Origin of the sequence: Cellulomonas persica (genome assembly GCF_007989825.1) — a bacterium.
Classification (GTDB): Bacteria; Actinomycetota; Actinomycetes; order Actinomycetales; family Cellulomonadaceae; genus Cellulomonas; species Cellulomonas persica.
In genome coordinates this window covers 179,558-206,115 of the sequence record NZ_BJUA01000007.1, presented here as the reverse complement: position 1 = coordinate 206,115, position 26,558 = coordinate 179,558, and the positions used below count along the sequence as shown (strand labels likewise).

At 73.7% G+C, this 26,558-nt stretch carries 27 protein-coding genes and 1 tRNA gene; 17 read left to right on the top strand and 11 right to left on the bottom strand.

Going from position 1 to position 26,558, the window contains the following annotated elements:
* Nucleotides 1-88 precede the first annotated feature (88 nt).
* From eno to CPE01_RS09025, 6 genes are all read left to right on the top strand, one after another.
* A complete protein-coding gene (eno, locus tag CPE01_RS09050) occupies nucleotides 89-1,369 on the top strand; it encodes a phosphopyruvate hydratase (RefSeq protein WP_146806315.1) in 1,281 nt (426 codons plus the stop codon).
* Nucleotides 1,370-1,650: 281 nt separating this feature from the next.
* Nucleotides 1,651-2,595 carry a septum formation initiator family protein gene (locus tag CPE01_RS09045; protein WP_146806314.1) on the top strand — a complete coding sequence of 315 codons (945 nt, stop codon included), beginning with the start codon at nucleotides 1,651-1,653 and terminating at the stop codon, nucleotides 2,593-2,595.
* 38 nt (nucleotides 2,596-2,633) lie between these two features.
* Nucleotides 2,634-3,170 carry a DUF501 domain-containing protein gene (locus CPE01_RS09040; protein WP_146806313.1) on the top strand — a complete coding sequence of 179 codons (537 nt, stop codon included), beginning with the start codon at nucleotides 2,634-2,636 and terminating at the stop codon, nucleotides 3,168-3,170.
* Between the two features lie 104 nt (nucleotides 3,171-3,274).
* Complete coding sequence (locus CPE01_RS09035) at nucleotides 3,275-4,234, top strand: Ppx/GppA phosphatase family protein (protein ID WP_146806312.1); 960 nt, start codon at nucleotides 3,275-3,277, stop codon at nucleotides 4,232-4,234.
* A gap of 237 nt (nucleotides 4,235-4,471) precedes the next feature.
* Nucleotides 4,472-5,968, top strand: coding sequence for a GH1 family beta-glucosidase (locus tag CPE01_RS09030; protein WP_146806311.1), 1,497 nt, complete (start codon nucleotides 4,472-4,474; stop codon nucleotides 5,966-5,968).
* 145 nt (nucleotides 5,969-6,113) lie between these two features.
* Entirely contained in the window at nucleotides 6,114-7,595 is a 1,482-nt protein-coding gene (locus CPE01_RS09025) for an NAD(P)/FAD-dependent oxidoreductase (RefSeq protein ID WP_146806310.1), read from the top strand.
* A gap of 92 nt (nucleotides 7,596-7,687) precedes the next feature.
* On the opposite strand, the gene CPE01_RS09020 is transcribed toward CPE01_RS09025, so the two are convergent.
* The 5 genes from CPE01_RS09020 to CPE01_RS09000 form a co-directional block, all read right to left on the bottom strand.
* Nucleotides 7,688-7,764, bottom strand: a tRNA-Leu gene (locus CPE01_RS09020).
* 164 nt (nucleotides 7,765-7,928) lie between these two features.
* Nucleotides 7,929-8,801: a siderophore-interacting protein gene (locus tag CPE01_RS09015; RefSeq protein ID WP_146806309.1), complete on the bottom strand. Its 873-nt coding sequence runs from the start codon at nucleotides 8,799-8,801 to the stop codon at nucleotides 7,929-7,931.
* Between the two features lie 49 nt (nucleotides 8,802-8,850).
* Complete coding sequence (locus CPE01_RS09010) at nucleotides 8,851-9,339, bottom strand: MarR family winged helix-turn-helix transcriptional regulator (protein WP_146806308.1); 489 nt, start codon at nucleotides 9,337-9,339, stop codon at nucleotides 8,851-8,853.
* A gap of 154 nt (nucleotides 9,340-9,493) precedes the next feature.
* A complete protein-coding gene (locus CPE01_RS09005) occupies nucleotides 9,494-10,336 on the bottom strand; it encodes an ABC transporter permease (RefSeq protein ID WP_146806307.1) in 843 nt (280 codons plus the stop codon).
* The gene (locus CPE01_RS09000) at nucleotides 10,333-11,286 is read right to left on the bottom strand and encodes an ABC transporter ATP-binding protein (RefSeq protein ID WP_146806306.1); all 954 of its coding nucleotides are present in this window, start codon (nucleotides 11,284-11,286) and stop codon (nucleotides 10,333-10,335) included. Before CPE01_RS09000 ends, CPE01_RS09005 begins: the two co-directional genes overlap by 4 nt.
* A gap of 216 nt (nucleotides 11,287-11,502) precedes the next feature.
* Between CPE01_RS09000 and CPE01_RS08995 the strand changes: the two genes are divergently transcribed.
* The 3 genes from CPE01_RS08995 (at nucleotide 11,503) to CPE01_RS08985 (ending at nucleotide 14,376) form a co-directional block, all read left to right on the top strand.
* Entirely contained in the window at nucleotides 11,503-12,327 is an 825-nt protein-coding gene (locus tag CPE01_RS08995; protein ID WP_146806305.1) for a Bax inhibitor-1/YccA family protein, read from the top strand.
* 78 nt (nucleotides 12,328-12,405) lie between these two features.
* Nucleotides 12,406-13,395, top strand: a complete 990-nt coding sequence (locus tag CPE01_RS08990) for an acetylxylan esterase (RefSeq protein ID WP_146806304.1) — start codon at nucleotides 12,406-12,408, stop codon at nucleotides 13,393-13,395.
* A 24-nt stretch (nucleotides 13,396-13,419) separates the two neighbouring features.
* Nucleotides 13,420-14,376: a transglutaminase-like domain-containing protein gene (locus CPE01_RS08985; protein WP_146806303.1), complete on the top strand. Its 957-nt coding sequence runs from the start codon at nucleotides 13,420-13,422 to the stop codon at nucleotides 14,374-14,376.
* On the opposite strand, the gene CPE01_RS08980 is transcribed toward CPE01_RS08985, so the two are convergent.
* Together CPE01_RS08980 and CPE01_RS08975 are read right to left on the bottom strand one after the other, a co-directional pair.
* Nucleotides 14,373-15,656 (bottom strand): D-arabinono-1,4-lactone oxidase, encoded by a 1,284-nt coding sequence (locus tag CPE01_RS08980; protein WP_146806302.1) that lies wholly within the window; start codon nucleotides 15,654-15,656, stop codon nucleotides 14,373-14,375. The two genes, CPE01_RS08985 and CPE01_RS08980, sit on opposite strands and share 4 nt — an antisense overlap.
* Nucleotides 15,657-15,666: 10 nt before the next feature.
* Nucleotides 15,667-16,521: a CPBP family intramembrane glutamic endopeptidase gene (locus CPE01_RS08975; protein WP_146806301.1), complete on the bottom strand. Its 855-nt coding sequence runs from the start codon at nucleotides 16,519-16,521 to the stop codon at nucleotides 15,667-15,669.
* A gap of 163 nt (nucleotides 16,522-16,684) precedes the next feature.
* Between CPE01_RS08975 and CPE01_RS16750 the strand changes: the two genes are divergently transcribed.
* Together CPE01_RS16750 and CPE01_RS16745 are read left to right on the top strand one after the other, a co-directional pair.
* The gene (locus CPE01_RS16750; RefSeq protein WP_246783830.1) at nucleotides 16,685-17,092 is read left to right on the top strand and encodes an FKBP-type peptidyl-prolyl cis-trans isomerase; all 408 of its coding nucleotides are present in this window, start codon (nucleotides 16,685-16,687) and stop codon (nucleotides 17,090-17,092) included.
* Complete coding sequence (locus CPE01_RS16745) at nucleotides 17,089-17,466, top strand: Rdx family protein (RefSeq protein WP_246783843.1); 378 nt, start codon at nucleotides 17,089-17,091, stop codon at nucleotides 17,464-17,466. The genes CPE01_RS16750 and CPE01_RS16745 overlap by 4 nt, the downstream gene beginning before the upstream one ends.
* Nucleotides 17,467-17,729: 263 nt before the next feature.
* Here the strand turns inward: CPE01_RS16745 and msrA are convergent, their stop codons facing one another.
* Complete coding sequence (gene msrA, locus CPE01_RS08965; RefSeq protein ID WP_146806300.1) at nucleotides 17,730-18,383, bottom strand: peptide-methionine (S)-S-oxide reductase MsrA; 654 nt, start codon at nucleotides 18,381-18,383, stop codon at nucleotides 17,730-17,732.
* Nucleotides 18,384-18,613: 230 nt separating this feature from the next.
* On the opposite strand from msrA, the gene CPE01_RS08960 reads away from it, so the two are divergent.
* Nucleotides 18,614-19,864, top strand: a complete 1,251-nt coding sequence (locus CPE01_RS08960; RefSeq protein ID WP_146806299.1) for an AI-2E family transporter — start codon at nucleotides 18,614-18,616, stop codon at nucleotides 19,862-19,864.
* Entirely contained in the window at nucleotides 19,861-21,060 is a 1,200-nt protein-coding gene (gene ilvA, locus CPE01_RS08955) for a threonine ammonia-lyase (protein ID WP_146806298.1), read from the top strand. The genes CPE01_RS08960 and ilvA overlap by 4 nt, the downstream gene beginning before the upstream one ends.
* Nucleotides 21,061-21,266: 206 nt before the next feature.
* Here the strand turns inward: ilvA and greA are convergent, their stop codons facing one another.
* Both greA and CPE01_RS08945 read right to left on the bottom strand, forming a co-directional pair.
* Nucleotides 21,267-21,752, bottom strand: coding sequence for a transcription elongation factor GreA (gene greA, locus CPE01_RS08950; RefSeq protein ID WP_146806297.1), 486 nt, complete (start codon nucleotides 21,750-21,752; stop codon nucleotides 21,267-21,269).
* Nucleotides 21,753-22,012: 260 nt separating this feature from the next.
* A complete protein-coding gene (locus CPE01_RS08945) occupies nucleotides 22,013-22,432 on the bottom strand; it encodes a DUF4307 domain-containing protein (RefSeq protein WP_246783829.1) in 420 nt (139 codons plus the stop codon).
* A gap of 153 nt (nucleotides 22,433-22,585) precedes the next feature.
* On the opposite strand from CPE01_RS08945, the gene mca reads away from it, so the two are divergent.
* Genes mca through CPE01_RS08930 form a run of 3 tightly spaced genes read left to right on the top strand, consistent with a single transcriptional unit; the run spans nucleotide 22,586 to nucleotide 24,587 of the window.
* Nucleotides 22,586-23,461: a mycothiol conjugate amidase Mca gene (mca, locus tag CPE01_RS08940; protein WP_146806295.1), complete on the top strand. Its 876-nt coding sequence runs from the start codon at nucleotides 22,586-22,588 to the stop codon at nucleotides 23,459-23,461.
* A complete protein-coding gene (locus tag CPE01_RS08935) occupies nucleotides 23,458-23,757 on the top strand; it encodes a hypothetical protein (protein ID WP_146806294.1) in 300 nt (99 codons plus the stop codon). Before mca ends, CPE01_RS08935 begins: the two co-directional genes overlap by 4 nt.
* Nucleotides 23,754-24,587 carry a carbon-nitrogen hydrolase family protein gene (locus CPE01_RS08930; protein WP_146806293.1) on the top strand — a complete coding sequence of 278 codons (834 nt, stop codon included), beginning with the start codon at nucleotides 23,754-23,756 and terminating at the stop codon, nucleotides 24,585-24,587. The genes CPE01_RS08935 and CPE01_RS08930 overlap by 4 nt, the downstream gene beginning before the upstream one ends.
* A gap of 76 nt (nucleotides 24,588-24,663) precedes the next feature.
* Here the strand turns inward: CPE01_RS08930 and trhA are convergent, their stop codons facing one another.
* A complete protein-coding gene (gene trhA, locus CPE01_RS08925) occupies nucleotides 24,664-25,425 on the bottom strand; it encodes a PAQR family membrane homeostasis protein TrhA (RefSeq protein ID WP_146806292.1) in 762 nt (253 codons plus the stop codon).
* 178 nt (nucleotides 25,426-25,603) lie between these two features.
* On the opposite strand from trhA, the gene CPE01_RS08920 reads away from it, so the two are divergent.
* Nucleotides 25,604-26,365, top strand: coding sequence for an isoprenyl transferase (locus CPE01_RS08920; RefSeq protein WP_146806291.1), 762 nt, complete (start codon nucleotides 25,604-25,606; stop codon nucleotides 26,363-26,365).
* Nucleotides 26,366-26,558: the final 193 nt, after the last annotated feature.

Below are 26,558 nucleotides of genomic sequence, written 5' to 3'. Positions count from 1 at the left end.
CCCGACGCGACGCGCCGTGGGCCCCACTAGGGTGAGGTCGTAAACCCACCCTGCATGGGAATCCCACCTGCACGTCGAAGGAGCCCTCATGGCCAGCATCGAGGCCGTCGGCGCCCGCGAGATCTTGGACTCGCGCGGCAACCCCACTGTCGAGGTCGAGGTCGCGCTCGACGACGGCACCATCGCCCGCGCCGCGGTGCCCTCGGGTGCCTCGACCGGTGCCTTCGAGGCCGTCGAGCGTCGTGACGGCGACAAGTCGCGCTACCTGGGCAAGGGCGTCGAGGAGGCCGTGAACGCGGTCATCGACGAGATCGCGCCGGAGATCATCGGCTTCGAGGCGAGCGAGCAGCGTCTGGTCGACGCCGCCCTCATCGAGCTGGACGGCACGCCCAACAAGGGCAAGCTCGGCGCGAACGCGATCCTGGGCGTCTCGCTGGCCGTCGCGAAGGCCGCGGCCGACTCGGCCGACCTGCCGCTGTTCCGCTACGTCGGTGGCCCGAACGCGCACGTCCTGCCCGTCCCGATGATGAACATCCTCAACGGTGGGTCGCACGCCGACTCCAACGTCGACATCCAGGAGTTCATGGTCGCCCCGATCGGCGCCGCCACGTTCCGCGAGGCGCTGCGCACCGGCACGGAGGTCTACCACTCGCTCAAGTCGGTCCTCAAGGCCCAGGGCCTGTCGACCGGCCTGGGCGACGAGGGTGGCTTCGCGCCGAACCTGTCGAGCAACCGTGCCGCTCTCGACCTCATCATCACGGCGATCGAGAAGGCCGGCTTCACGCCGGGCACCGACGTCGCGCTCGCGCTCGACGTCGCGTCGACCGAGTTCTTCAAGGACGGCGCGTACCAGTTCGAGGGCGGCGCCAAGACGCCGGCCGAGATGATCGCGTACTACGAGCAGCTCGTCGCGGACTACCCGCTCGTCTCCATCGAGGACCCGCTGTCCGAGGACGAGTGGGACTCCTGGGCGCAGCTCGTGTCCGAGGTGGGCGGCAAGGTGCAGATCGTCGGCGACGACCTGTTCGTGACCAACCCGGAGCGCCTCGCCAAGGGCATCCAGCTCAAGGCCGCGAACTCGCTGCTGGTCAAGCTCAACCAGATCGGCACGCTCACCGAGACGCTCGACGCCGTCACGCTCGCGCAGCGCAACGGCTTCACGACGATGACCTCGCACCGCTCCGGCGAGACCGAGGACACGACGATCGCCGACCTGTCCGTCGCGACGAACGCCGGCCAGATCAAGACCGGTGCGCCGGCCCGTGGCGAGCGCATCAACAAGTACAACCAGCTGCTGCGCATCGAGGAGGAGCTGGACGACGCCGGTCGCTACGCCGGCCGCTCGGCCTTCCCGCGCTTCCAGGCCTGATCACCTCAGCCTGACAGTCGGCCCCGGCCGACTCCCGAGGCCGGTCGCCCCCGAGGGCGACCGGCCTCACCCATCTCGACCCTCACACGACCAGTCATCCCACCGCCCCGCCCCACCGGTCCCGCCCTGCGGGCCCCCTCCCACCGACCCGGCCGCACCGGCTCCGCCCGGGGGCACATGGGCACGGCGAACATGGCCGCGGACGTGGGGGATCGGTGAAGGACACGGCGGGACGGGGCGGCGTCCCGGGCGAGCAGGGGCGTCCGGGGCACAATCGGGGCATGTCAGCGCCCCGACGCCCGGTCGAGCCGCGCCCGGCCGACGGCCGCGGTGCCCGCGGGGCGTCCCGAGCGACCGGTGGCGGCACGTCTCGCGCGACCGGTGCGGGCGCGTCGCGCGCGGACGCGGCAGATGGGTCGCGCGAGCGCTCGTCGTCCGGTGGCGTGGTGCGGGGCCGTCCCGGCGCGGACGCGACGGGCGAGGCCCGGGCTCCTGGTCGTTCGACGAGCGCGCGCTCGCGGGCGACGCGCGGCACGGCCGGGCGGGCGAGCACCCCGTCCCGCGGGGTGCCGCGCGCCACGTCGCGGCCGGGCGCGACCCGACCGGGCGGCCGCGCACCCGCGACCCCGCCGCGCGGCACAGCGCGAGCCGAGCGCGCCCAGGTCGCACCGCCGCGTCTGTTCTCGGTGCGCACGATCGTCCTGGGCTGCGTGCTGGTCCTCGCGTTCGTGCTCGTCTACCCGACGCTGCACACGTACCTGCGCCAGGAGGCGGACCTCCGGGCGCTGCGGGCGCAGGTCGCTGCCGCGCGCGAGCGCAACGACGACCTCGAGGCCGAGCTCGGGCGCTGGGACGACCCCGCGTACGTCACGGCGCAGGCGCGCGAGCGCCTGTCGTACGTACTGCCGGGGGAGAAGGCGTACCGGGTCGTGGACCCCGAGTCGGTGCAGGACCCGGACGACGAGGTGGCCGACGAGACCCCCGTCGTCGCGACGACCGCCGAGGTCCCCTGGTACACGTCCGTGTGGGAGTCGCTCGTCGTCGCCGGGGAGACGTCCGACGAGCCCGCCGATGCGGGCACGACCGGGGGCTCGACCGGCACGAAGGGCTCCGGCAAGGCCTCGTCGGGCACGAGCTCCGGCAAGGACGCGACGTCGAAGGACGCGACCCCCGGCGACGACTCGTCGAAGGGCGCCGAGGGCGCCACGGAGACGACGGCGCCCTGACGGGTTCGGCGGCGTCGTCGGCGTCGACCTGAGGGACAATGGATCTCCTGGACGGACGACGACGAAGGAACGACGTGCCCACCACCACCACCGCCGTGACCGAGCGAGACCTCGAGGTGCTCGCCGAGCAGCTCGGCCGCCCGCCGCGCGGCGTGGTCGGGATCGCGGCGCGCTGCGTGTGCGGCCGCCCGCTCGTCGTGCGGACCGCCCCGCGGCTCGACGACGGCACGCCCTTCCCGACGACGTACTACCTGACGAACCCGCAGGCGGTCGCGGCGGTCAGCACGCTCGAGGCGTCGGGGCTGATGAAGGAGTGGACCACGCGCCTCGCGCTGGACGCCGACCTCGCCGAGGCGTACCGGCACGCGCACGAGGCCTACCTCGCCGACCGTGAGGCGCTGGGGCACGTCCCGGAGATCGCCGGCATCTCCGCGGGCGGCATGCCGACGAGGGTGAAGTGCCTGCACGTGCTCGTCGGGCACGCGCTCGCGGCCGGTCCGGGCGTCAACCCGTTCGGCGACGAGGCGCTGGAGCTGCTGCGCCCGACGTGGCGTCCTGACCGCTGCAGCTGCTGACGCCCGGGCCCCAGGGGCGCTCGCACGACGAGGACGGCGGGCATGACGGGCATCACCCGTCCGCCGTCCCGGACAGCCCCGCCGCGGGTGCGAGGATGTCCGCCGTGACTCGAGTGGCTGCCATCGACTGCGGGACCAACTCCATCCGGCTCCTGGTGGCGGACGTCGATCCGACCGCGGGCACGCTCGTCGACGTGGACCGTCGCTCGGAGGTGGTGCGGCTCGGGCAGGGAGTGGACCGCACCGGTCGCCTGGCCCCCGAAGCGCTCGAGCGCACGCTCGACGCGAGCGCCCGCTACGCGCGCATCTGCGACGAGCTCGGCGTCTCCACGATCCGGTTCGTCGCGACGTCGGCGTCGCGCGACGCCGAGAACCGCGACGACTTCGTCGACGGCGTCAAGGCGTTGCTCGGGGTCGAGCCCGAGGTCGTCTCCGGCCAGGAGGAGGCCGCGCTGTCGTTCCGCGGTGCGACGGGCGTCGTCGCGGGGCAGCACCCCGGGCCGTTCCTCGTCGTGGACCTCGGCGGCGGCAGCACCGAGCTCGTCCTGGGGGAGACCGTCCCGCAGGCGGCGTTGTCGATGGACGTCGGGTGCGTGCGCCTCACGGAGCGGCACCTGCAGGGTGACCCGCCCTCGGCCGACGAGCGTGCGGCAGCACACCGCGACGTCGCGGCGGCGCTCGACGAGGCAGCGGCCGTCGTCCCGCTCGCGAGGACCGCGACGCTCGTCGGGCTGGCCGGCTCGGTGACGACCGTGACCGCGCACGCGCTCGGCCTGGACTCCTACCGTCCCGAGCTGATCGACGGTGCGGTGCTGCCGACGGACGTCGTGCTGGCGGCGTGCGACGACCTGCTCGGCCGCTCGCGTGCGCAGCGGGCCGCGCTCGGCTTCATGCACCCGGGCCGCGTCGACGTCATCGGCGCGGGCGCGCTGGTCTGGCACGACGTGGTCGCCCGGGTCCGCGACGAGGTCGCGGCGGCGGGCGGTTCGCTCGACTCCGTGGTGACCTCCGAGCACGACATCCTCGACGGGATCGCGTTCAGCGCGGCCGAGCGCACGGCCTGAGGTCCGGGCCCGACGTCGCGCCCCAGGTTGCGACCCGGTCACGAACCGTGTCGGCAGGGGTTTTCTCCTGTGGCACAGGTCACTGAAACCGGTACCATCCCACCGGTTGAACTGCTGACCCCTCGAGCGCGGGGATGGCACGATGTGCGGCAGTGCCCCAATGGGAGCGGTTCCACGGTCGGCGAGAGCCGTCACCGCTCGCCGCATCCCGTACACCGCTCGACGAGGAGCCTGAGGATGGACCAGCTGGACCGCACCGTGCCTGACGGGCGCCTCGTCGCCCGGCGCACGGTGCTCGAGATGGGCTGCGGCCTCGTCGGCCTCGGTCTGCTGGCAGCCTGCGCGGACGACGACGAGCACGCGAACCTCCCGCGTCCGACGACGACCGCCTGGACGGCTCCCGCCGAGCCGCTGCGTTTCCCGCAGGGCTTCGTGTGGGGCGCCGCGACCGCGGCGTTCCAGGTCGAGGGCTCGACGACTGCCGACGGGCGCGGCGTGTCCATCTGGGACACCTTCGCCGCGCAGCCCGGGCGCATCGACGACGGGTCCACGGGCGACCCCACCGCGGACCAGTACCGGCGCTGGGAGTCCGACCTGGACCTCATGGTCGACCTCGGGCTGCAGGCCTACCGGTTCTCGGTCTCGTGGCCGCGTATCGTGCCGACCGGCTCGGGCGAGATCAACCAGAAGGGCATCGACCACTACCGACGGCTCGTCGACGGCCTGCTCGACCGCGGCCTGCACCCGGCGATCACGCTCTACCACTGGGACCTGCCGCAGCCGCTGCAGGACGCGGGCGGCTGGGCGGTGCGCGAGACCACCGACCGGTTCGTCGAGTACGCGCAGGTCATGTTCGAGGCGCTGCGGGACGTCGAGGCGACGTGGCTGACGATCAACGAGCCCAAGACCACCGCGATGGTCGGGTACGCGGGCACCGAGCACGCGCCCGCGCTCGGCGACCTCGACGCGGGGCTGGCCGCCGTCCACCACCAGCTCCTCGCGCACGGCAAGGCGGTCGAGGCGTTCCGGGCCGTCGGCGGCAAGGGCAGCATCGGCATCGCGCTCAACCTCATGCCCGTGTACGGGGCCGTGGGCGCCGAGGCCGCGGCCGACCGGCTCGACGCGGCCGAGAACCGCCTCTACCTGGACCCGCTGCTGCGGGGCGAGTACCCGGACGAGGCGATCGGCCCCGCCGCCGGTCAGCTGCGTGGGGACCGGGCAGCGTTCGACGCGCTCGTCCTGCCCGGCGACCTGCAGACCATCGCCACACCGTGCGACCTGCTCGCGGTGCAATACTACGGCGCCGCCGGCATCGACAAGCTCGGCACGTGGCTGCAGATGTTCCCGCCGTCGCCCGCGGGCTGGCAGCAGGTGCACGCCGAGGGCCTCTACGAGCTGCTGGTCCGCCTGACCGCCGACTACACCGACCTGCCGCCGCTGATCATCAGCGAGAACGGCATCCCCGACCCGGACGCGCAGGGCCAGATCGAGGACCCGCAGCGCATGGACTTCCTGCGCACGCACCTGCAGCAGGCCGCGCGCGCCGTGGCCGAGGGCGTCGACCTGCGGCAGTACTACGCGTGGTCCTTCCTCGACAACTTCGAGTGGGCGCGCGGCATGACGCAGCGGTGGGGGATCGTGCACGTGGACTACGAGACGCAGGAGCGCACGCCCAAGGCGAGCGCGCACTGGTACTCCGAGGTCGTCCGGGCGAACGCGGTCGCACGCGACTGACCGCAGCGCGTACGCCCGCCGCACGTGCTCACGTGGGACGACGCACGGCGGCGGTGACGACGCTCACACGCCTGAGCGGTCCCGTGTGCGCATTCTCACCGGCCCGCGAGGTGTCGCGTTCGTCCGCCGCCGATACCGTGGAGATATGCCTCAGTCTGCCTCGACACCGGTCGACGAGTCGGCGGTCCCGCGCCGCCCCGCCAAGCCGCGCAAGGTCCCTCGCGTCCTCATCCTCGGTGGTGGCACGGTCGGCCTGTACTCGGCCCGCCGGCTGCGCAAGCGCCTCGGGCGTCGCGAGGCCGCGATCGTCGTCGTCGACCCCCGCCCCTACATGACGTACGCGCCGTTCCTCCCCGAGGCGGCCGCCGGGTCGATCGACCCGCGCAACGTCGTCGCCCCGCACCGCCGCGCGCTCAAGGGCGTCGACGTGCTGCAGGGCAAGGTCACGCAGATCCACCACGCCGAGCGCACGGTCGAGATCACGCCCGAGGAGGGTGCGCCCTACTGGGTGACGTACGACCACCTGATCGTCGGCCTCGGCTCCGTCGCGCGCACGCTGCCCATCCCGGGCCTCGCGGAGCAGGCGATCGGCTTCAAGAACGTCGAGGAAGCCATCGCGGTCCGCAACCACATCCTCAACCGCATCGAGGTCGCGGCCTCGACGTGGGACCCCGAGCTGCGGCGCCGCATGCTGACGTTCGTGTTCGTCGGCGGCGGGTTCGCCGGTGTCGAGGCGCTCGGTGAGCTCGAGGACATCGCGCGGTACACGGTCAACCACTACAACCAGATCGAGCAGGACGAGCTGCGGTTCGTGCTCGTCGAGGGCAGCCCGCGGATCCTCCCCGAGGTCAGCGAGGAGCTCGGCGGCTACACGCTCGAGCAGCTGCGCAAGCGCAAGATCGAGATCCACCTCTCGACGTTCCTCAACTCGTGCGTCGACGGGCACATCGTGCTGTCGAACAACCTCGAGTTCGACGCCGACACCGTCGTGTGGACCGCCGGGGTCAAGGCGAACCCGGTGCTCCAGCAGTCGGACCTGCCCCTCGACAAGATGGGCCGGGTCACCTGCAACACCTCGCTGCAGGTCGTCGACGCCGAGGGGGACGTCGTGGCCGACGCGTACGCCGCCGGCGACTGCGCGGCCGTCCCGGACCTGTACAACCCGGGCGGCTTCTGCCCGCCCAACGCCCAGCACGCGCTGCGCCAGGGCAACCACCTGGGCGACAACCTCGCGCGCGTCCTGCGCTCCGCCGAGGTCACGCCGTACTCGCACAAGAACATCGGCGCCGTCGCCTCGCTCGGCATGTACAAGGGCGTCGCGCAGATGTTCGGCCGGATCAAGGTGCGCGGCTTCCTGGCCTGGGTGCTGCACCGCACGTACCACGTGTTCGCCATGCCGACCGTGAACCGCAAGCTGCGCATCATGGCCGGCTGGACCGGGTCGCTGCTGCTGCGTCGTGAGGTCGTGCCGCTCGGCGCGCTGCACGACCCGCGCGCCGAGTTCCGTGCCGCGTCCGTGCCGCCCAAGCCGCGCGTCGTCGAGGCCGACGAGGCCAAGGACGCCGCCGTGAAGGAGCCCGCTGCGAAGGGTGCCTCCTCCAGCACGAAGGCCAAGAGCGCGAGCTGATCTCCTGCACGAGAGCCCCGGTCGAGTCGGCCGGGGCTCTCGTCGTCTCCGGGCCTCGTCCCGCGCGACGCGCTCGGGGGTCGGGGCGGAGCTGGTGCGCCCGGCGGGACTCGAACCCGCACTGCGCCGGGTTTAAGCCGGATGCCTCTGCCGATTGGGCTACGGGCGCGCGCGAGCATCCTCCCACCAGCCCGGCGCACCCCTCACGAGCGCGGTCGTCCGGGCGCGAGCGCGCGTGCTCGGGCGCGAACGCGGTCGTCGGGGAGCAGCGCTCGCGGCGGATCTCCCGCGCTCGGCAGTGGGGAGGGCCCAGGTGGGTGGGGGCAAGGGGGGTCAGGGGAGGCCTGCCGCCTGCTCCTGCTGCTCGATCGCGGTGGTCCACTCGCGCTTGGTGCTGCGCCAGCCCTCGTCGTCCACGCCCACGCGCCAGTAGCCGGACGCGGACAGGTCGGTGCGCGGCAGGCCGCGCTCGAGGCGCAGGTACCGGCGGACGTCGCGCACGGCACCGGCCTCGCCGTGCACGAACGCCCCGACCCGCCCGGCGGGCCAGGGCAGGTCCAGGGTGGCCGCGACGAGCCTGCGCCCGGGCGCGGCGGGCGACGCGTGCACCCATCGGACCTCCAGACCCGGGGGCGCGGTCAGTGGCAGCTCGTGCTCGGGCCCCTGAACCTCGACGAGCGCCCAGCCGCGCGCGTCGGCGGGGAGGCGTTCGAGCGCGACCGCGATCGCGGGCAGGGCGCTCGCGTCGCCGACGAGCAGGTGGTGGTCGACGTCGGGTGCGGGGGACCAGCCGCCGCCCGGGCCGACGACGAGCGCCTCCTCGCCGCCGCGCACGCGTGCCGCCCACGGCCCGGCGAGACCCTCGGTGCCGTGCACGACGACGTCGAGCGTGAGCTCGAGCGCCGCGCGGTCGAAGCGACGCACGGTGTAGGCGCGCAGGCGCGGCGCGACGCCGTCAGGCAGTGCGGCCTTCACCGCCTCGATGTCGACGCGGCCGTCCGCGCTCAGCGGGCGCGGCCCGGCGGGCAGGAACATGAGCTTGACGTAGGAGTCGGCCCGCTCGTCGGGCACGAACGGCATCAGGCCAGGTCCGCCGAGCACCACGCGGACCAGGCCGGGGGTCAGGCGCTCGGCGCGCAGCACGTGCGTGAGGACCGGCGCGGGCCGACCACGGGGCGTGGGCGTCGCCGAGGAAGGGAGGGTCACGAGGCGCGAGCCTAACCGCGCGGGCTGCGCGTCGGCCCGCGGGTGGGCGTCAGCGGGACGACTCGGCGCCCGCGGCCTGCAGGGGTGCCGGGCGCGCCGACGCGTCGAGCGAGGCGTCGAGCGACGCGTTGAGCCGGGTGAGGGAGCGGGCGAGGACCTGCAGGTCGTCGGGCTCCCACGCGGACAGGACCTCGGCGTAGACGTCCGCACGCGCGCGTCGCGTCGCCTCCCAGGCCGCGATGCCGGTCGTGGTCGCCGCGATGACGGAACGACGCCCGTCGGCCTCGTCCCGGCCGCGGCTCACGTAGCCCGCAGCCTCCATCTGCAGCACCTGGCGCGTGACGGTCGAGGCGTCGAGCCGCAGGTGGTCGGCGATCTCGTTGATGCCGGCGGGTCCCTGGTCGATGAGCCGGCCGAGCGCGAGGTAGGCCGAGCGCTCCAACGTGCCCTCGAGGCGGCGGCTGCGACGACGGTTGCGGTCGGCGAGGCGCAGCAGCAGGGCGACCTGGCGCTCGACGTCGGCGATCGCGGGATCCATGGGAGCTCCTTCGTGGCGGCCGGCGGGGAGGGGCGACCGCCACGCCCAGCCTAGGTCGCCCACAGCGGCCGGTGTGGGGAGGCGCTCGAGCTCGTCTGAGCCCGGTACGACGAAGGCCGCGACCCTCGGCGGGTCGCGGCCTTCGTCGTGTGCGTCAGGCGTCGCGGCGCTTCGTGAGCCACGCTCCGGCGGCGAGCACGACGACGAGGTAGGCGAGCAGGACGCCGAAGCCCTGCCACGCCGAGAGCACGACGGACCCGGTGAAGCCGGCCTGCTGCTCGATCATGGCGTCCGTCAGCGTGATCTGGGAGCCGGCGACGTTCGGCAGGAACGGCGTGAGGTCCTGCAGCGGCTCCCACGGGATGAGGCTGAACAGGATCGGCAGCACCAGCAGGATGCCGAGCGTCGTGGTGATCGCGGCCGCCGAGTGCCGCATGAGCACGCCGAGGCCGAACGCGAGCACCGCGATCCCCGTCACGTAGAGCGCGTTGCCGATGAGCGCGCGCACGACCTGCGGGTCACCGAGGTCTACGGACGCCCCGCGGCTGCCGAACATGAGGGCCTGGAGCGACGCCGCGACGGCGACCGCGAGCGCCGTGGTGACGAACACGACCACCGCGAGCACGAGGGCCTTGGACCACAGGACGGGCAGGCGACGCGGCGCCGCGGCGAAGCTCGAGCGGATCATCCCGGTCGTGTACTCGCCGGTGATCGTCAGGGCGCCGAGCACGGCCACCGCGGTCGGCCCGAGGTACGGGACGGCGCCGAAGGCGTCGAGCGCGTTGACGTCCTCGGAGTTCCCGCTCATCTCGTTCGCGTCGAGCATGCCCCACGTGATCAGCAGGACGAACCCGACGATGACGACCGCCGTGATCGCGAGGGTCCACGCGGTCGAGCGCAGCGACCAGAGCTTGATCCACTCCGAGCGGAGCAGGCGCGGGAACGTGACGCGCACGTCGCCGGCGGGTGCGGGTGCGTCGAGGGTCGTGGCGGTCATCGCGTGGCCTCCTGACCGGTCGCGGCGACGGGCGCGACGTCGTGGCCCATCGTGGAGTGGTACTCGACGGTGTCCTGCGTGAGGGACATGAACGCCTCCTCGAGCGAGCCCTGCACGGGCGTGAGCTCGTGCAGCACCACGCCGGCCGCCGCGGCGGCCTCACCGATCGCGGGCGCGGTCGTGCCGTGCACGACGAGCGAGCCGCGCTCGTCGGACGTGACGCTCACCTCGGGCCCCACCAGCAGCTCGGCGAGCTGCGCGGCCTGCGGGCTGACGACGCGGACGGACGTGCGGGTGCCCTGCGCGACGATGTCCTTCACCGGGCCGGCGGCGACGATCTTGCCGCGCCCGATCACGATGAGGTGGTCCGCGGTGACGGCCATCTCGCTCATGAGGTGCGAGGACAGGAACACCGTGCGGCCCTGGCTCGCGAGGTACTTCACGAGGTTGCGGACCCACAGGACGCCCTCGGGGTCGAGCCCGTTGACCGGCTCGTCGAGGATGAGGGTGCGCGGGTCGCCCAGGAGCGCGGCGGCGATGCCGAGGCGCTGACCCATGCCGAGCGAGAACCCGCCGACGCGACGCTTGGCGACGGACTCCAGGCCGGTCATCTCGATGACCTCGTTGACCCGCTTCTCGCCGATGCCGTGGGTCGCGGCCAGCGCGCGCAGGTGGTTGCGGGCGCTGCGGCCCGTGTGGACGGCCTTGGCCTCCAGCAGCGCACCGACCTGCGTGAGCGGCGAGTGGTGCTCGGCGTAGGGCTTGCCGTTGACGGTGACGTGCCCCGCGGTCGGGCGGTCGAGGCCGACGATCATGCGCATGGTCGTGGACTTGCCGGCGCCGTTCGGGCCGAGGAAGCCGGTGACGGTCCCGGGCTCGACCCGGAACGAGATCTGGTCGACGGCGAGCTTCGCGCCGTATCGCTTGGTGAGGTTCGTTGCCTCGATCATCGCGGAGGATCTTCCGGTTCGGTGACGGGTCGTCTCGACCTTAGAGGCAGGGCCCCACAGCCGGGCATCCGACCCAGGGTGGACTTGTCGACCGCCGCTCGGGTCCCGATCCGTCCACAGACGCAGGTCAGCAGTGGCGGGAACCGGCCCGGTCCCTTGTACGTTGGAGGACCACAGACCGGCGCCGACGTGGCGCAGGCCGATCAGGAGGACGACGTGGCCAACCCCGTCTTCAGCAACAGCCCGGTGTTCGGCGACCCCAAGTCGCAGTCCGGCCGCCCGCAGCCCGGCGGGACGGTCTACGCCGAGTCGACCGCGACCCACTCGACGATCGACGCGGCGACGCTCGACCAGATGTACGGCGCCCCCGCGGCGACGACCCGCGAGACGGGTCGCCTGACCTACGACGACGTGATCATGAAGACCGGCGGGCTGCTCGCGCTGCTCGTCGTGACGGGCGCGGCGACGTGGGCCCTGGCCCCCGGCCTGTGGATCGCCGGCGCGCTCGTCGGCCTGGTCCTCGGCCTGGTCAACGCGTTCAAGCGTGAGCCCAGCCCGGTGCTCATCACGCTGTACACCGTCGCTCAGGGCGTGTTCCTGGGTGGCATCTCGGCGTTCTACGAGGCCCGGTACCCCGGGATCGTGGGCCAGGCGGTGCTCGGGACGCTCGCCGTGGCCGCTGCCGCGCTGTTCGTGTTCAAGTCCGGCAAGGTGCGCGTCACCCCGAAGTTCACGCGTTGGCTCATCCTCGCGATGGTGGGCTACCTGGTGTTCTCGCTGCTCAACGTGGTCCTCATGCTGGTCGGCGTGGGCGGCGGCGAGTTCGGACCGCTGCGCAGCGGCGGCCTGGGCATCCTCGTCGGACTCTTCGCCGTGGGTCTGGCCGCCGCGAGCTTCATCGTCGACTTCGACGCGATCAAGAAGGGCGTCGACGCAGGAGCGCCGCGCAAGATGGCCTGGTCGGCCGCGTTCGGCCTCATCGTCACGCTGGTCTGGCTGTACCTGGAGATCCTGCGCATCCTCGCGATCTTCCGGAACTGACCGCGGCGCCGGGGACACGGCCCCGGCGCGCCGCACGAACGACACAGAGCCACCCGCCGACCTCGCTAAGGTCGGCGGGTGGCTCTTTACGACCTCCCCCTTCCTGAGCTCGAGCGCTACCTGCCTGACCTCGACGAGCCTGCGGACCTCGACGACTTCTGGTCCCGCACGCTGGCCGAGGCACGCCGCCACGACGTCGTCGTCGACGCGCGGCCGCACGACACGGGACTGCGCCTGATCGACACGACCGACCTGACGTTCGCGGGCTTCGACGGGCACCCGGTCAAGGCCTGGGTCACGCGGCCCGCGGGCTCGCAGGGCCAGGACCTGCCCGCGGTCGTCGAGTACATCGGCTACGGGGGCGGCCGCGGGTTCGCGCACGAGCGGCTCGCGTGGGCGTCGGCCGGGTTCGTCCACGTGGTCATGGACTCGCGCGGACAGGGCTCGACGTGGGGGAACGGCGCGCACACGCCTGACGAGGGCGGCTCGGGCCCCGCGGCCCCCGGCGTCATGACGCGCGGCATCGAGGACCCGCACCGCTACTACTACCGCCGGCTCATGACGGACGCGGTGCGCGCGGTCGACGCGGTACGCGCGCTGCCGGGCGTCGACGCGCAGCGCGTCGCTGTCACCGGCGGCAGCCAGGGCGGGGCGCTCACGCTCGCGGCCGCCGGGCTGTCGGACGGCCTCGTCGGCGTCATGCCGGACGTGCCGTTCCTGTGCCACATCCGCCGCGCGGTCGACATCACCGACGGCTTCCCGTACGGCGAGCTCGTGCAGTACCTGGCCGTGCACCGCACCGCCGAGGCCCAGGTGTTCGGCACGCTCGCGTACTTCGACGCGGTCCACCTGGCGCGGCGCGCGACCGCGCCGGCGTTGTTCAGCGTCGCGCTGCGCGACGACATCTGCCCGCCGTCCACCGTGTTCGCGGCGTACAACCACTACGCGGGCCTCGCGGGGCAGCGCCCCGAGACGGACATCGCGGTCTACCCGTTCAACAAGCACGAGGGCGGGCAGGGTTACCAGCTCGACCGGCAGCTGCGCTGGCTGAGGAGCCGCGTGGCCTGACGGTCCGTACCCGAGGGGGCGCGCATGGACGGACGCACGACGAGGTCGCGCGGAGTCGAGCCCGGCGACTGGGTCGGGCACTCCCCGTTCTCGGACCCGGGCCGGCACGCGGACGTGCTCGCGGCGGTCTCGCCCGAGCCGGAGGCCGTCCACGGTGCGGTCACGGGCCTGGTCGCGCACTACCGCGCCGAGGCGGCGGTGCTCGACGACGAGCGCGTGTCCGAGGTCGACCTGCGCTGGTGCGAGCGGATCCTCGACGCCGGGCTGGCGCGCTCGCCACAGCTCGCGGGTCGGCCCGACCACCTGCGCGGCGGGGGCTGCTGCCGCGACCACACGCTCCTGGCGGTGGCGGTCCTGCGCGAGCACGGCGTGCCCGCCCGGTCGCGGGTCGGCTTCTCGGCGTACCTCATCCCGGACTTCCACGCGGACCACGTGGTCGTCGAGCAGTGGGACGGGCGGCGCTGGGTGCTGTGGGACGCCGAGATGCCGGCGGCGTTCGGCGCAGCTCCGTTCGCCGGTCCGCCGTTCGACGTCCGGGACATCCGCACGGGCGTCGGCGCACCGTTCGTGACGGCCGCCCAGGCGTGGCTCGCGTACCGTCGCGACGGCCTCGACCTCTCGCGCTTCGGCGTGCACCCGAGCGTCGACATCGGCGGTCCGGACATGGTGCGGGCGTACGTGCGGCTCGAGGCGGCGCACCGCCGCGGCGACGAGCTGCTGCTGTGGGACGTGTGGGGCGACGGCGCGGACGGCGCGCCCGAGGACCCCGTGGGCTCGCCCGACGAGGCGGACGCCCTGGCCGACGAGGTCGCGGACCTGCTCGTGCGCGCGGACGCGGGCGACACGGCGGCGGAGGCGGCGCTCGCGGCGCTCTACGCGTCGGACCCGCGCCTGCACCCCGGCACGGTGGTGCGCACGTGGTCGCCGCTGGGCCGCACGGGCACCACGGACCTCGTCGCGCGCACGACGACCTGGGACTAGTCCCGCAGCCCGTACCGGCGCACGAAGTCGTTGGCGAACACGCCGCCCGGGTCGCGGCGGGCGACGAGCGCGCGCGCGTCGTCCCAGCGTGGGTACAGCTCGGCGAGCCGGTGGTCGCGGTCGGCGAAGAGCTTGCCCCAGTGCGGGCGCGCCTGGAACGGTGCGAGCGCGTCCTCGAGCACGGGCAGCACCGCCTCGACCTCGGCGCGCCACGGCTTCCACGTGAAGTGCAGCGCGACGTGCGGCCCGCCGTGCGCGGTCGACAGCCACAGGTCGTCGCCCGCCACGGTGCGGATCTCCGAGATCTGCAGCAGCGCCGCGACCTGCTCGCGCAGGCCCCGCACCGCGGTGATCGCCTCGACCGCGCGGGCGCGCGGCACGAGGTACTCGGTCTGCAGCTCGGCCCCGGCCGACGGCGTGAACTCGAGCCGGAAGTGCGGCAGGCGCTCGTGCCACGGCCCGGGGACGCCGCCCTGCTGCGTGCACGCGGCGGGGTCGACGCCCGGGACGGGGTGCACCGGGCCGGGGGCGGGCCGTGCGCCGGCGAGCTCGGTATCCGCATCCGGAAGCGACCACGTGGCGGCGTCGAGCACGCGGTGCTTGCGCCACACCTGGCCCACGGCGTCGCCGCGCCAGTCGGTGAACAGGCTGACCGAGTACGCCGAGCCCATGAGCTCGTCGAACCGGTCGAGCGCGATGTCCCACGGCAGGTCGAGCCACACCTCCTGCGCCACGTCGTAGGTCGGCTCGACCGCCAGCGTCACGCGCGTCACGACGCCGAGCATGCCGAGGGCCACGACCGACCCCGCGAGCTCGTCGTCGTCCGGTCCCAGCCGCCGCACCTCGCCGCCCGCGCCGACGACCTCGAGCCCGCGGACCGCGGCCGCGAGGTTGACCGCCGAGTCGCCGGACCCGTGCGTCGCGGTCGCGACCGTCCCGGCCACCGCGATGTGCGGCAGCGACGCCATGGTGTGCAGCGCCCAGCCCGCGGCGTGCAGGTCACGCGCGAGCTCGCCGTAGCGCACGCCCGCGCCGACCGTGACCGTCGCCCCGAGCGTGCCGGGGCCCTCGTCGTCCCGGATCGCCAGCGGCACCTGCAGCCGGTCCAGCGCGACGAGCGTGCCGGGACCGTCCGCGAGGTCGTGGAAGGAGTGCCGGGAGCCGATCGCGCGCACGTGCCGCGCCGCTGCGACGACGCGCGCGACCTCCTCGACGCTCGTCGGGTGCTCGAGCGGCCCGCCGCGGAACGTGTGGCTGCCGGCCCAGGTCGTCAGGGTCATGCCGGTCCTCTCAGCGTGGGGCGGTCACGAAGACGTCGAACAGGTGGGGCGAGTGCGCGTGCACGAGCACCATGAACACGATCGCGTCGAACAGCAGGTGCACGACGAGCACGTACGTGAGCGACTTGGTCCGGCTGAACGTCCAGCCCTGGACGAGCGCGAACGGCAGCGTCAGCAGCGGACCCCACGAGCGGTACCCGAGCTCCCACAGGAACGAGACGAACACGGTGGCCTGCAGGACGTTGGCGAGCGCGACGGGGAAGTGCCGTCTCAGCAGCGCGAACACCGTGCAGATGAAGAACAGCTCGTCCCACGTCCCGACGGCGTTGACGCCGACGAACAGGCGCGCGATCTCGTCGGGCTCCACCACGGTCGGCCAGTTCTGGTACGCGCCGGACGACAGGAAGTAGAACGGCAGCACCAGGTACCCCGCGGCCACCACGACGACGAGGTAGCCCCACTGGAACCTGGTCCACGGCCTGCCGGTCCGCCACGGGAAGCGGATCACGTCGTCGCCGAACACGCGGTGGGACAGCACGTACGGGACGACGACGGCGAGCGACAGCGCCACGGCGAACCGCGCGATCCCGGCGTCGGACAGGTCCGCGGCCAACGGGATGCTCGAGACGATCGACATGCCGACGGCGACGACGAGCAGGTCCCGGCCCAGCACGCGGTCGACCACGAACGCGAGCGCGACGCCGACGACGAGCGGCACGTACGCCAGGGGCCGCACGTGCACCGCGAACAGCAGCACCGCGGACCCGCAGACGAGAGCCGCCGCGAGCACGCGCAGCACCGCCGGGCCGACCGGCTCGTCGGGCCGGTCGACCTCCGCGGACGCCTCGACGCCGTGCTCGGTCACGCGCCCACCCTGCCAGCCGACGCGCGTCGGCACTCGTCGGGGCGGTGCGTCGGCCCCGGTGCGCGACCCACCCGCGGCCGGATGCGGCGTGTGTGGGCGAGGTGCGGCACGATGGGCCGCGCGCGTTCGCCGTGGCCGCGCCGTCAATCGAGGGAGTTCTCCGATGTCTGCAGCTCTGCCCGAGGTCTCGGGTTCGTTCGGCGAGAAGCCCACGCTCGCCTTCCCCGACACCACCCCGTCCGCCGAGCTCGAGGTGCTCGTCCTGAGCCGCGGCGCCGGCGAGCTGGTCGAGGCCGGCGACGACATCGAGGTGAACTACCTCGGCCAGTCGTGGCAGGGCGGCGTGTTCGACAACTCCTACGACCGCGGCTCGTCGATCACCTTCCCGATCGGTGTCGGCGCGGTCATCGCGGGCTGGGACGAGGGCCTCGTCGGCCAGCAGGTCGGCAGCCGCGTGCTCCTGTCGATCCCGTCGCACCTGGGCTACGGCGACCGTGGCGTGCCGCAGGCCGGCATCAAGGGCGGCGACACGCTCGTGTTCGTCGTCGACATCGTCGGGACGTCGCGCTGAGTCGCGTCACCGTCACCTACTGCACGCAGTGCCGCTGGCTGCTGCGTGCGGCCTGGTACGCCCAGGAGCTGCTGACGACCTTCCACCGTGAGGTGGACGAGGTCGCGCTGCGTCCCGGGACGGGCGGCGTGTTCGTCGTCGAGGCGCAGGCCTCCGCGACCGACGAGCACGCCGCCCCCGCGCCGGTCGTCCTGTGGGACCGCAGCCGCGACGGCGGGTTCCCCGAGATCACCGAGCTCAAGCGCCGCGTGCGGGACGTCGTCGCGCCCGGCAAGCCGCTCGGGCACAGCGACGCGGTCGCGTCGTCGCCGCCCGCGACGGACACGCCCGGGGACACGGCCGACGAGCAGGTCCCCGCGCCGACCGCGGACTGACGCTGCGCTCGGGCCGCTCGACCGGCCGGGCGGGTCGATCTGGACTGCAGTCCGACCCCACGTGGACGCCGGGTTCACGCCGTTCGTCCGGATGCGTACCGTCGTGCCTGGCCGACCGGAGGTCCAACCAGGCGCACAGCGTGGTGCACCGCACGGTCGACGGAAGGCCCTCGTCGCAGCGCGGGTTCAGGGGGAACCCCGCGCGCGCCGCGGGTGGGCGGTGTCCCGGGGGAGACGGCACCGCCCACCTGCTGGTCACACGCTCACGCGCACGAGACGCCCGTCGAGTGGACCGGGCAGTAGCCGTTGGGGTTCTTGACCAGGTACTGCTGGTGGTAGCCCTCGGCGTAGTAGAAGCGTCCCGCCTCGTCGGCCGGACGGATCTCCGTGGTGATGTCGCCGTACCCGGCGCGCGCCAGGCGCGGCGCGAAGACCTCGCGGGTGCGCGCGGCGGCCTGCGCCTGCTCGGGCGTCGTCGTGAAGATCGCCGAGCGGTACTGCGTGCCGACGTCGTTGCCCTGCCGGAAGCCCTGCGTCGGGTCGTGCGCCTCCCAGAAGTGGCGCAGCAGCTCGTCGTGCGACAGGACCTGCGGGTCGTAGGCGACCAGGACCGTCTCGGTGTGCCCGGTCAGGCCCGTGCACACCTCCTCGTACGTGGGGAACGGCGTGAAGCCGCCCTGGTAGCCCGCGGCGGTGGTGACGACGCCCGGGATCTGCCACAGCTCCTTCTCGGCGCCCCAGAAACAGCCGAGCGCCAGCCCGATCGTGGCGGTGCCCTCCGGCCAGGGCCCGGCGAGCGGGGTGCCGAGGACCACGTGCGTCGCGGGGACCTCGTACGCGTAGTCGTCGCGACCGGCGAGCGCACGCTCGGGCTCGACCATCGTCGACCGGATCGCGGAACCGAACAGCCAGCTCATCTGGACTCCTTCCGGGGTGCGCGCCTCGCGCGCCGTGTGCGGCGCGGGCGCACCCTCGCAGGTGGCTCAACCGTGGGGGTCCCGGGAGTGTTCCTGGCCGCGCGGGCCGTCGGCGAACGTAGCCTGGGGACGTGACGAGCGCTCCGCACCCCGCCGGTCCTTCCGCAGCATCTCCCGCATCTCCTCCCGCGCGGTCGGCGCCGTCGACGAGCGCGACCGATGCGGTGCCCATGCCGGTGCAGCGCGCGGCCGCGTGGTCGTGGCGGCTGCTGGTCATCGCGGCGTGCGTCACGGTCGTCGTCGCGGCGGTCGCCTACCTCAAGCTCGTGGTCGTGCCGGTCGCGGTCGCGCTGCTGCTCGCGGTGCTCCTCGCACCGCTCGCGTCCTGGCTGCAGCGGCGGCTGCGGGTCGGCCGCGCGGCGGCGTCGGGCATCGCGGTGGTCGCGCTCGTCGTCGTCGTGCTCGGGCTGCTCGTGCTCGCGGGGCGGTCGGTCGTGCTGGGCATCGCCGAGCTGTGGGACCAGGCGCAGCAGGGCGTCGACCAGCTGCTCGACTGGCTCGCCGAGGGGCCGCTGCAGCTGTCGACGGACAACCTCGAGAGCTGGATCGAGCAGGCGCGCGAGACCGCCTCGGCGAACAGCGACACGCTCGTCGCGGGGGCGCTGCACGCGACGGTGACCGTCGGGCACGTGCTCGCGGGCGCGGTGATCGCACTGTTCTGCACGTTCTTCTTCCTGCTCGACGGGCGGACCATCTGGTCGTGGGTCGTCGGGCTGCTGCCGCGCGGCAGCCGCGAGCACGTGCACCAGGCGGGACGGCGCGGGCTCGTGACGCTCGGGGCCTACACGCGCACGCAGATCCTCGTGGCCGCGGTCGACGCGGTCGGCATCGGCGTGGGAGCGGCGATCCTGCAGGTTCCGCTCGCCCTGCCGCTGGCGATCCTGGTGTTCCTCGGGTCGTTCATCCCGATCGTCGGTGCGGTCGTCACCGGTTCCGTGGCGGTCCTCGTCGCGCTCGTCACGCACGGTCCGGTGGTCGCGCTCATCATGCTCGCGATCGTGCTGGCCGTGCAGCAGCTCGAGGGGCACGTGCTGCAGCCGTTCCTCATGGGGCACGCGGTGTCGTTGCACCCGGTCGCGGTGCTGCTCGCGGTGGCCGCCGGCTCGTTCATGGCCGGCATCCTCGGGGCGCTGTTCGCGGTCCCGCTCGTCGCGGTGCTCAACACCGTGGTGCTCTACCTGCACGGTCACGACAAGTTCCCGCAGCTCGGCCACGACGACCACGTGGTGGTCCGACCCCGTGCGCACCCCGTCCTCGACCGCGCGATCGCGCAGATGGCCGAGGCCGAGCTGGCGTCCGCCGACGAGGGCTCGGTCGACCTGGGCGACGAGCCCGCGACCGGCCCCGAGGAGGGTGCCGCGACCGACCTCGACGACGCGCGCACGCCGGACGCCGATCCCGGCGAGGGGCGCGAGAAGTGATCACGCTCGCCGACGTCCACCGCGCCGCGGCCCTGCTCGAGGGCGTCGCGGAACGCACCCCGGTCGAGTCCAGCCGGGCGGTCTCGGAGATCGCGGGCGTACCCGTGCACCTCAAGTGCGAGAACCTGCAGCGCGCGGGCTCGTTCAAGATCCGCGGTGCGTACGTGCGAATGGCGGGGCTGTCCGACGACGAGCGCGCGCGTGGCGTGGTCGCCGCGAGCGCGGGCAACCACGCGCAGGGCGTCGCGCTCGCCGCGCGGCTGCTGGGCCTCGACGCGGTCGTCTTCATGCCCACCGACGCGGCGCTGCCCAAGATCGCCGCGACCCGCGAGTACGGGGCCCACGTCGAGCTCGTCGGCAGCAGCGTCGACGAGGCGCTCGTGCACGCGCGCGCGTACGCCGAGCGCACCGGTGCGGTCCTCATCCACCCGTTCGACCACCCGGACGTCGTCGCCGGGCAGGGGACCATCGCGCTCGAGATCGTCGAGCAGGTCCCGGACGTCGCGACCGTGATCGTGCCCGTCGGCGGCGGCGGGCTCGCCGCGGGCGTCGTCGCGACGCTCGCCGAGCTGCGACCCGACGTGCGCGTGGTGGGCGTGCAGGCCGCGCACGCCGCCGCGTACCCCGCCTCGCTCGCGCTCGGGCAGCCGACGCCGGCACCCGAGCTGCGCACCATGGCCGACGGCATCGCGGTCGGCATGCCCGGCCAGGTGCCGTTCGACGTGCTCGCACGCGCAGGCACCGAGGTCCGCACGGTCTCCGAGGAGGACCTGTCCCGCGCGCTGCTGCTCGTCGCCGAGCGCGCCAAGCTCCTCGTCGAGCCGTCCGGCGCGGCGGCGGTCGCGGCGCTCATGGCCGCTCCCGGCGAGTTCACCGGGCCCGTCGTCGCGATCCTGTCCGGCGGCAACATCGACCCGCAGGTGCTGTTGCGCGTCGTGCGGCACGGGTTGGCCTCCGCGGGCCGCTTCCTGTGGCTGCACGTGCGGATCGACGACCGCCCGGGTGCGCTCGCGGACCTGCTGCACGACCTCGCGGCCACCGGGGCGAACGTCATGCACGTGTCGCACGTGCGCACGCAGGTCGAGCTCGCGGTCGACGAGGTCGCGATCGAGGTCCAGGTCGAGACGAAGGGCCCCGACCACTGCGCCGCCGTGATGCACGCGCTGCGCACCGCCGGCTACCGCCTGACGGACTGACCTCGCCCCGCCCTCCCGCGAGATCGGCACTCCGGCGCGAGATCGTGCATCCGGGCTGCCGAGCTCGAGCGAGACTGCCGATCTCGTCGGGGAGCGTCTGGCAGCGCGCCCGGCCGGGATGACGAAGGGCGCCGCCGCGGGTGTGCGGGGCGCCCTTCGTGAGGGAGGCCTGGTGCAGCGCGTCGGCTGCGGGGGAGTCCTGCCCGTCAGCCCTGGAAGGGCTTGGCGTCGACGATCTTGACCTCGATCTCGCGGCCGTTGGGCGCCAGGTAGCTCGTCGTGTCACCCACGGACGTGCCGCTGATCGCGGCGCCGAGCGGGGACGTCGGGGAGAACACCTGGATCCCGGTCGTGCCGGCCATCTCGCGCGAACCGAGGAGGAAGACCTCCTCGTCGCCCGCGACGAGCGCGGTCACCACCATGCCGGGCTCGACGACGCCGTCGTCGGGCGGCGTGCCGATCTGCACGTTGCGGAGCTTGGCCTCGAGCTCACGGATGCGGGCCTCGTTCTTGCCCTGCTCCTCACGCGCGGCGTGGTACCCGCCGTTCTCCTTGAGGTCGCCCTCGTCGCGCGCGGCGGCGATGCGCTGCGTGATCTCCTCGCGCCGCGGGCCCTTGAGGTCCTCGAGCTCGGCGGTGAGGCGGTCGTAGGCCTCCTGCGTCAGCCACGTGGCGGCAGTCGTGTCGGTCACGATCGCTCCTTCCTGCTTCGTGTGTCGTCTCGCGTCGGTCTCCGTCGCGCCGCGGCTCGAGGCCGCAGGCGTGGCCGGACACCTGTGTCAGGACGGGGGTGTCGCCTTCCCTGCTGGTCGCGTCGACCGTCGGGAGCCGGCGCGGGTTCGGCCGGGGGCGGCGTGCGAAACGACAAGGATAGCAACCGGGTCACGCTGAGGGGTCCTGTCGACGCCGTCCCGTCGCGCGCGGGTGCGGGCGTCGGTCGTCGGCGCCGGGCTCAGGGGGTCTCGTCGATCGGCTCGCACCCGGAGACGGTCCCGGAGACCGCGAGCTCCGCGGTCGGCACGACGACGGTCACGCGCTGGGTCCGCGCGCCGGGGCCGATCTGCACGTTCTTGACGCCGACCTCGGCGTACGACTGCGACAGCGCCCGGACGCGGCACGTCGCGGTCGACTCGGGGTCCTTGGTCACCTCGAACGTCACGTCGATCGTGTCGGCGCCGCGCACCGAGAACCCGATGTCCTTCCACTGCACCGGGTCGCGCAGGGCGCCGATCCCGATCCACGCGACGACGACGGCGGCGACGAGCGTGGTGAGGACGACGGTGACGAGCCACGGGACGCGCGAGCGCTCCTCCGGGTCCGGTCCGTACCGGCCGGCGGGCGGCGTCGCGCTCGCGGCGGGTGTGCTCCCCACGGGGCTTCCTCCTGTGCTGTGACCTCGCGCCGCTGGTCCGCTGGGTGGCGGGTGGCGTGCCGTGTCGGTGTCGTGCGCGATCATTGTCCCGTGTCCGAGCAGCCCGCCGCGCCACGGCGACCCCAGAACACGTCACACGAGCCGCTTCGCCTGATGGCGGTCCACGCCCACCCGGACGACGAGTCGAGCAAGGGTGCCGCGACAACGGCACGGTACGCCGCCGAGGGCGTCGAGGTCCTCGTCGTCACGTGCACGGGCGGTGAGCGCGGCGACGTGCTCAACCCGAAGTACGGCGAGGTGACGGGCGGCATCGAGGGCATGCGCGAGGTGCGCCGCGGGGAGATGGCCGCCGCCGCGGCCGCGCTCGGGGTGCGGCAGCACTGGCTCGGCTTCGTCGACTCCGGCCTGCCGGAGGGCGACCCGCTGCCGCCGCTGCCGGACGGGTGCTTCGCGCTCGTGCCGCTCGAGGAGGCCAGCGCGCCGCTCGTCGAGCTCGTGCGCGAGTTCCGCCCGCACGTCATGACGACGTACGACCCGACCGGCGGCTACCCGCACCCGGACCACGTGATGTGCCACCGCGTCTCCGCCGAGGCGTTCGCCGCCGCCGGTGATCCCGACCGGTACGTCGGCCGGGGCGAGCCCTGGACGCCGCTCAAGCTCTACTACAACCACGGCTTCTCGCTCGCGCGGCTGCGCGAGGTGCACGACGCGATCGTCGCGGCGGGCGGCGACTCGCCGTTCGGCGACTGGATCGACTCGCGCCAGGCGCGGGAGATCCCCGAGCGCGAGGTCACGACGCGGGTCGAGTGCTCGGACTACTTCGACCAGCGGGACGCGGCGCTGCGCGCGCACGCGACGCAGATCGACCCCGAGGGCTTCTTCTTCGCGGTGCCGCGCGAGATCGAGCTCGCGCACTGGCCCACCGAGGAGTTCGAGCTCGCGGAGTCGCGCGTGCCGGTGACCCTGCCGGAGACGGACCTCTTCGCGGGCATCCGGCCCGTCGACCAGGGCGCGGAGGCGGCCCGATGAACGCGCTCGTCCTGGTCCTGGCGGCGACGCCCACGCCGAGCCCGACGGTCGAGTCGACGTCCGGCGGTTCGCCGGGGTTCATCGGCTTCGTCGTGACGTTCGCGCTCGCCCTGGCCGCGGCCGGGCTGTTCCTGTCCCTCACGCGGCACCTGCGGCGCGTGGACCGCCGGGCGAAGGAGCTCGCCGTCGACGACGAGGGTGCGGACCTCGCCGACGCGACCGGTGACGCGGCGTCCGACTCGCCCGCTGCCGAGCGCGATGCGCGCGGCCCGCGCGAGGACGGGCCCGCGCGGTGACCTCAGGCCCCCAGCCGCCCGTGCGGCCCGCGGTGCGGGTCACGATCGCCCAGCTCGAGGTCTCCGACGACGCGTCGGCGAACGTCGTGGTGGCGCGGGGTGCGTTCGACGAGGCGCAGCGCGTGCACGCGGACCTGCTCGTCCTGCCGGAGTACGCCTCGGCGTTCGACCGGCGCGGCGTGGGCGCGGCGCACGCGCAGCCGCTCGACGGCCCGTTCGTCTCGGCGCTGCGCGAGCGCGCGGCGGCCACGGGTGTCGCGGCGCTCGCGGGTGTGACGCTCCCGGGCGACGAGCACGACGAGCGCGCGACCAACGCGGTCGTCGCGGTCGACGGCGAGGGCGCCCTCGTCGGGCTGTACCGCAAGGTGCACCTGTACGACGCGTTCGGCTCACGCGAGTCCGACCGGCTGCGGCCCGGGCCGTCGGACGCCGCACCGCTGGTGCTCGACGTCGCGGGGGTGCGGTTCGGTGTGCTGACGTGCTACGACCTGCGGTTCCCCGAGTCGGCGCGGCGTCTCGCGGACGCGGGTGCCGACGTGCTCGTCATCCCCGCGGCGTGGGCCGACGGCGACCTCAAGGCGATGCACTGGCGCACGCTCGCGGTCGCGCGGGCGATCGAGAACACGGCCGCGGTGGTCGCGGTCGGCATGGCGGGCAAGGGCGTCGTCGGCCGCTCGCTCGTCGTCGGCCCGGACGGCGTGGTGGGGCTCGAGCTCGACGAGCGTCCCGGGATCCGCACGGTCGACCTGGACCCGGCGGAGCTGCGCGGCGTCCGTGAGGCGAACCCGTCGCTCGCGAACCGTCGCTACGCGGTGGTCCCGCGCGGCTGACGGACGTCCCCGACGGCGCACGCGACGGGGTCGCTGCGCGGGCCGGTCGGTCGACCGTGAGCGGCGGCGGCCGTGGTCAGCGCAGCGCGTACGTCGCGATCGAGACCGCGATGTAGTGGCACGTGAACGCGGCGACCGTGAGCGCGTGGAAGATCTCGTGGAAGCCGAAGTAGCGCGGGCTCGGGTTCGGCCTCTTGAGGCCGTAGATGATCGCCCCCGCGGTGTAGAGCAGCCCGCCGGCGATCACGAGCCAGAGGATGGCGGGGCCGCCCGCGCGGTAGAACTGCGGCAGGAACGCGACCGCGACCCAGCCGAGGGCGAGGTAGATCGGCACGTACACCCAGCGCGGTGCGCCGAGCCAGAAGATGCGCGCGAGCAGCCCGACGAGGGCGCCGGACCACACGATGATCAGCAGGACGCGCGCGGTGCTCGCGGGCAGCAGCAGGACGGACAGGGGGGTGTACGTCCCGGCGATGATGAGGAAGATGTTGGTGTGGTCGAGGCGGCGCAGCACGCCCGCGACGCGCGGTGACCAGGTGCCGCGGTGGTAGATCGCGCTCGTGCCGAACAGCATGACCGCGGACAGGCCGAAGACCGCGTTGGCCCAGCGCGCGGCGGGCGTGGGGGACAGCGCGACGAGCACGATCGCCGCCGCGAGCACGAAGGGTGACACGCCGGCGTGGATCCAGCCTCGCAGCAGGGGCTTGACGGTGGCGGCGACCTGCTCGACGGCACGGCTGACGCTGATGGCGATCTCCTCCCGCAGCGGGTTGCTGTCGTGCGACGACGGTAGCGCGCCTCGCTGGCCGGATCCGCCAGTGGCCGAAGTGCTGGTCATGCTGCCTCGCGTTCGTCGTCGTAAGTTACGTTCCCGTAGGTTACGGCACCGTAGGTAACGCTGTCGACCACAGGACCGGGGTGATGGGAGCAGGAGTCGCCCCGCGGGTCGCGTCGCGACGAGTACGGTGGACCGGGGCCGACGACGAGCCCGCCCGGAGCCTTGGAGGAATGCGCGAGTGCGACTGCCCCACCCGCTCTACGGCCTCTACGAGCGTCGTCTGGCAGCCTCGCTCCCGTCGGACCGGATGCCGCGCCACATCGGCGTGATCCTCGACGGCAACCGCCGCTGGGCGCGGTCGATCGGCAAGTCCACCGCGCGTGGGCACCGCGCCGGAGCGGACAAGATCGGCGAGGTGCTCGCCTGGAGCGAGGACGTCGGCGTCGAGGTGGTCACGCTGTGGATGCTGTCCACCGACAACCTCAACCGCCCCGCCGCCGAGCTCGGGGACCTGCTCGGCATCATCGAGGACGCCGTGCGGGAGCTCGCCGCGACGCGACGTTGGCGGCTGCAGGCCGTGGGCTCGCTCGAGATGCTGCCCGAGAGCACCGCGCAGGCGCTGCGGGCGGCCGAGGACGCGACGCGCGACGTCGTCGGGCTGCACGTGAACGTGGCCGTCGGCTACGGCGGCCGGCGCGAGATCGCCGACGCCGTGCGCGCCTACCTGCGCCAGGCGTCCGAGCAGGGCCTGGACCTCGACGAGATGGCCGAGCAGTTCGACGTCGAGCACATCGCCGCGCACCTGTACACCAAGGGTCAGCCCGACCCCGACCTCGTCATCCGCACGTCGGGCGAGCAGCGGCTCGGGGGCTTCCTGCTGTGGCAGTCGGCGCACTCCGAGTTCTACTTCTGCGAGGCGTACTGGCCCGACTTCCGGCGCGTGGACTTCCTGCGCGCCGTGCGCGCGTACGCCGCGCGCGAGCGGCGCCTCGGCCGCTGACGACGAACGCGGGCCCACGCTCGTGTGAACAGCGCGTTGCGGTGCGCGTGTCGCATTCGCGTCGCCGTGCGCCGGGGTTACCGTCCCCGCAAGGACGTCGCCCCGTCGTCCCCGGGAAGGCCAGCCCATGGAGCATCCGCTCCGGGAGGAGGGCCGGTCCCGGCCCTGCTCGTCAGGGCCCGGCCGCCCCCGT

Bases quoted from the DNA above. Each gene is read 5' to 3' on its own strand.
- CPE01_RS08960 (WP_146806299.1), top strand. From the start codon at position 18,614: ATGCCGGTGCAGCGCGCGGCCGCGTGGTCGTGGCGGCTGCTGGTCATC.
- CPE01_RS09040 (WP_146806313.1), top strand. From the start codon at position 2,634: ATGGATCTCCTGGACGGACGACGACGAAGGAACGACGTGCCCACCACC.
- CPE01_RS09030 (WP_146806311.1), top strand. From the start codon at position 4,472: ATGGACCAGCTGGACCGCACCGTGCCTGACGGGCGCCTCGTCGCCCGG.
- CPE01_RS09045 (WP_146806314.1), top strand. From the start codon at position 1,651: ATGTCAGCGCCCCGACGCCCGGTCGAGCCGCGCCCGGCCGACGGCCGC.
- CPE01_RS09010 (WP_146806308.1), bottom strand. From the start codon at position 9,339: ATGGATCCCGCGATCGCCGACGTCGAGCGCCAGGTCGCCCTGCTGCTG.
- CPE01_RS08935 (WP_146806294.1), top strand. From the start codon at position 23,458: ATGAACGCGCTCGTCCTGGTCCTGGCGGCGACGCCCACGCCGAGCCCG.
- CPE01_RS09000 (WP_146806306.1), bottom strand. From the start codon at position 11,286: ATGATCGAGGCAACGAACCTCACCAAGCGATACGGCGCGAAGCTCGCC.
- msrA (WP_146806300.1), bottom strand. From the start codon at position 18,383: ATGAGCTGGCTGTTCGGTTCCGCGATCCGGTCGACGATGGTCGAGCCC.
- trhA (WP_146806292.1), bottom strand. From the start codon at position 25,425: ATGACCAGCACTTCGGCCACTGGCGGATCCGGCCAGCGAGGCGCGCTA.
- CPE01_RS16750 (WP_246783830.1), top strand. From the start codon at position 16,685: ATGTCTGCAGCTCTGCCCGAGGTCTCGGGTTCGTTCGGCGAGAAGCCC.
- mca (WP_146806295.1), top strand. From the start codon at position 22,586: ATGGCGGTCCACGCCCACCCGGACGACGAGTCGAGCAAGGGTGCCGCG.
- CPE01_RS08985 (WP_146806303.1), top strand. From the start codon at position 13,420: ATGGACGGACGCACGACGAGGTCGCGCGGAGTCGAGCCCGGCGACTGG.
- eno (WP_146806315.1), top strand. From the start codon at position 89: ATGGCCAGCATCGAGGCCGTCGGCGCCCGCGAGATCTTGGACTCGCGC.
- CPE01_RS09005 (WP_146806307.1), bottom strand. From the start codon at position 10,336: ATGACCGCCACGACCCTCGACGCACCCGCACCCGCCGGCGACGTGCGC.
- CPE01_RS09025 (WP_146806310.1), top strand. From the start codon at position 6,114: ATGCCTCAGTCTGCCTCGACACCGGTCGACGAGTCGGCGGTCCCGCGC.
- CPE01_RS08980 (WP_146806302.1), bottom strand. From the start codon at position 15,656: ATGACCCTGACGACCTGGGCCGGCAGCCACACGTTCCGCGGCGGGCCG.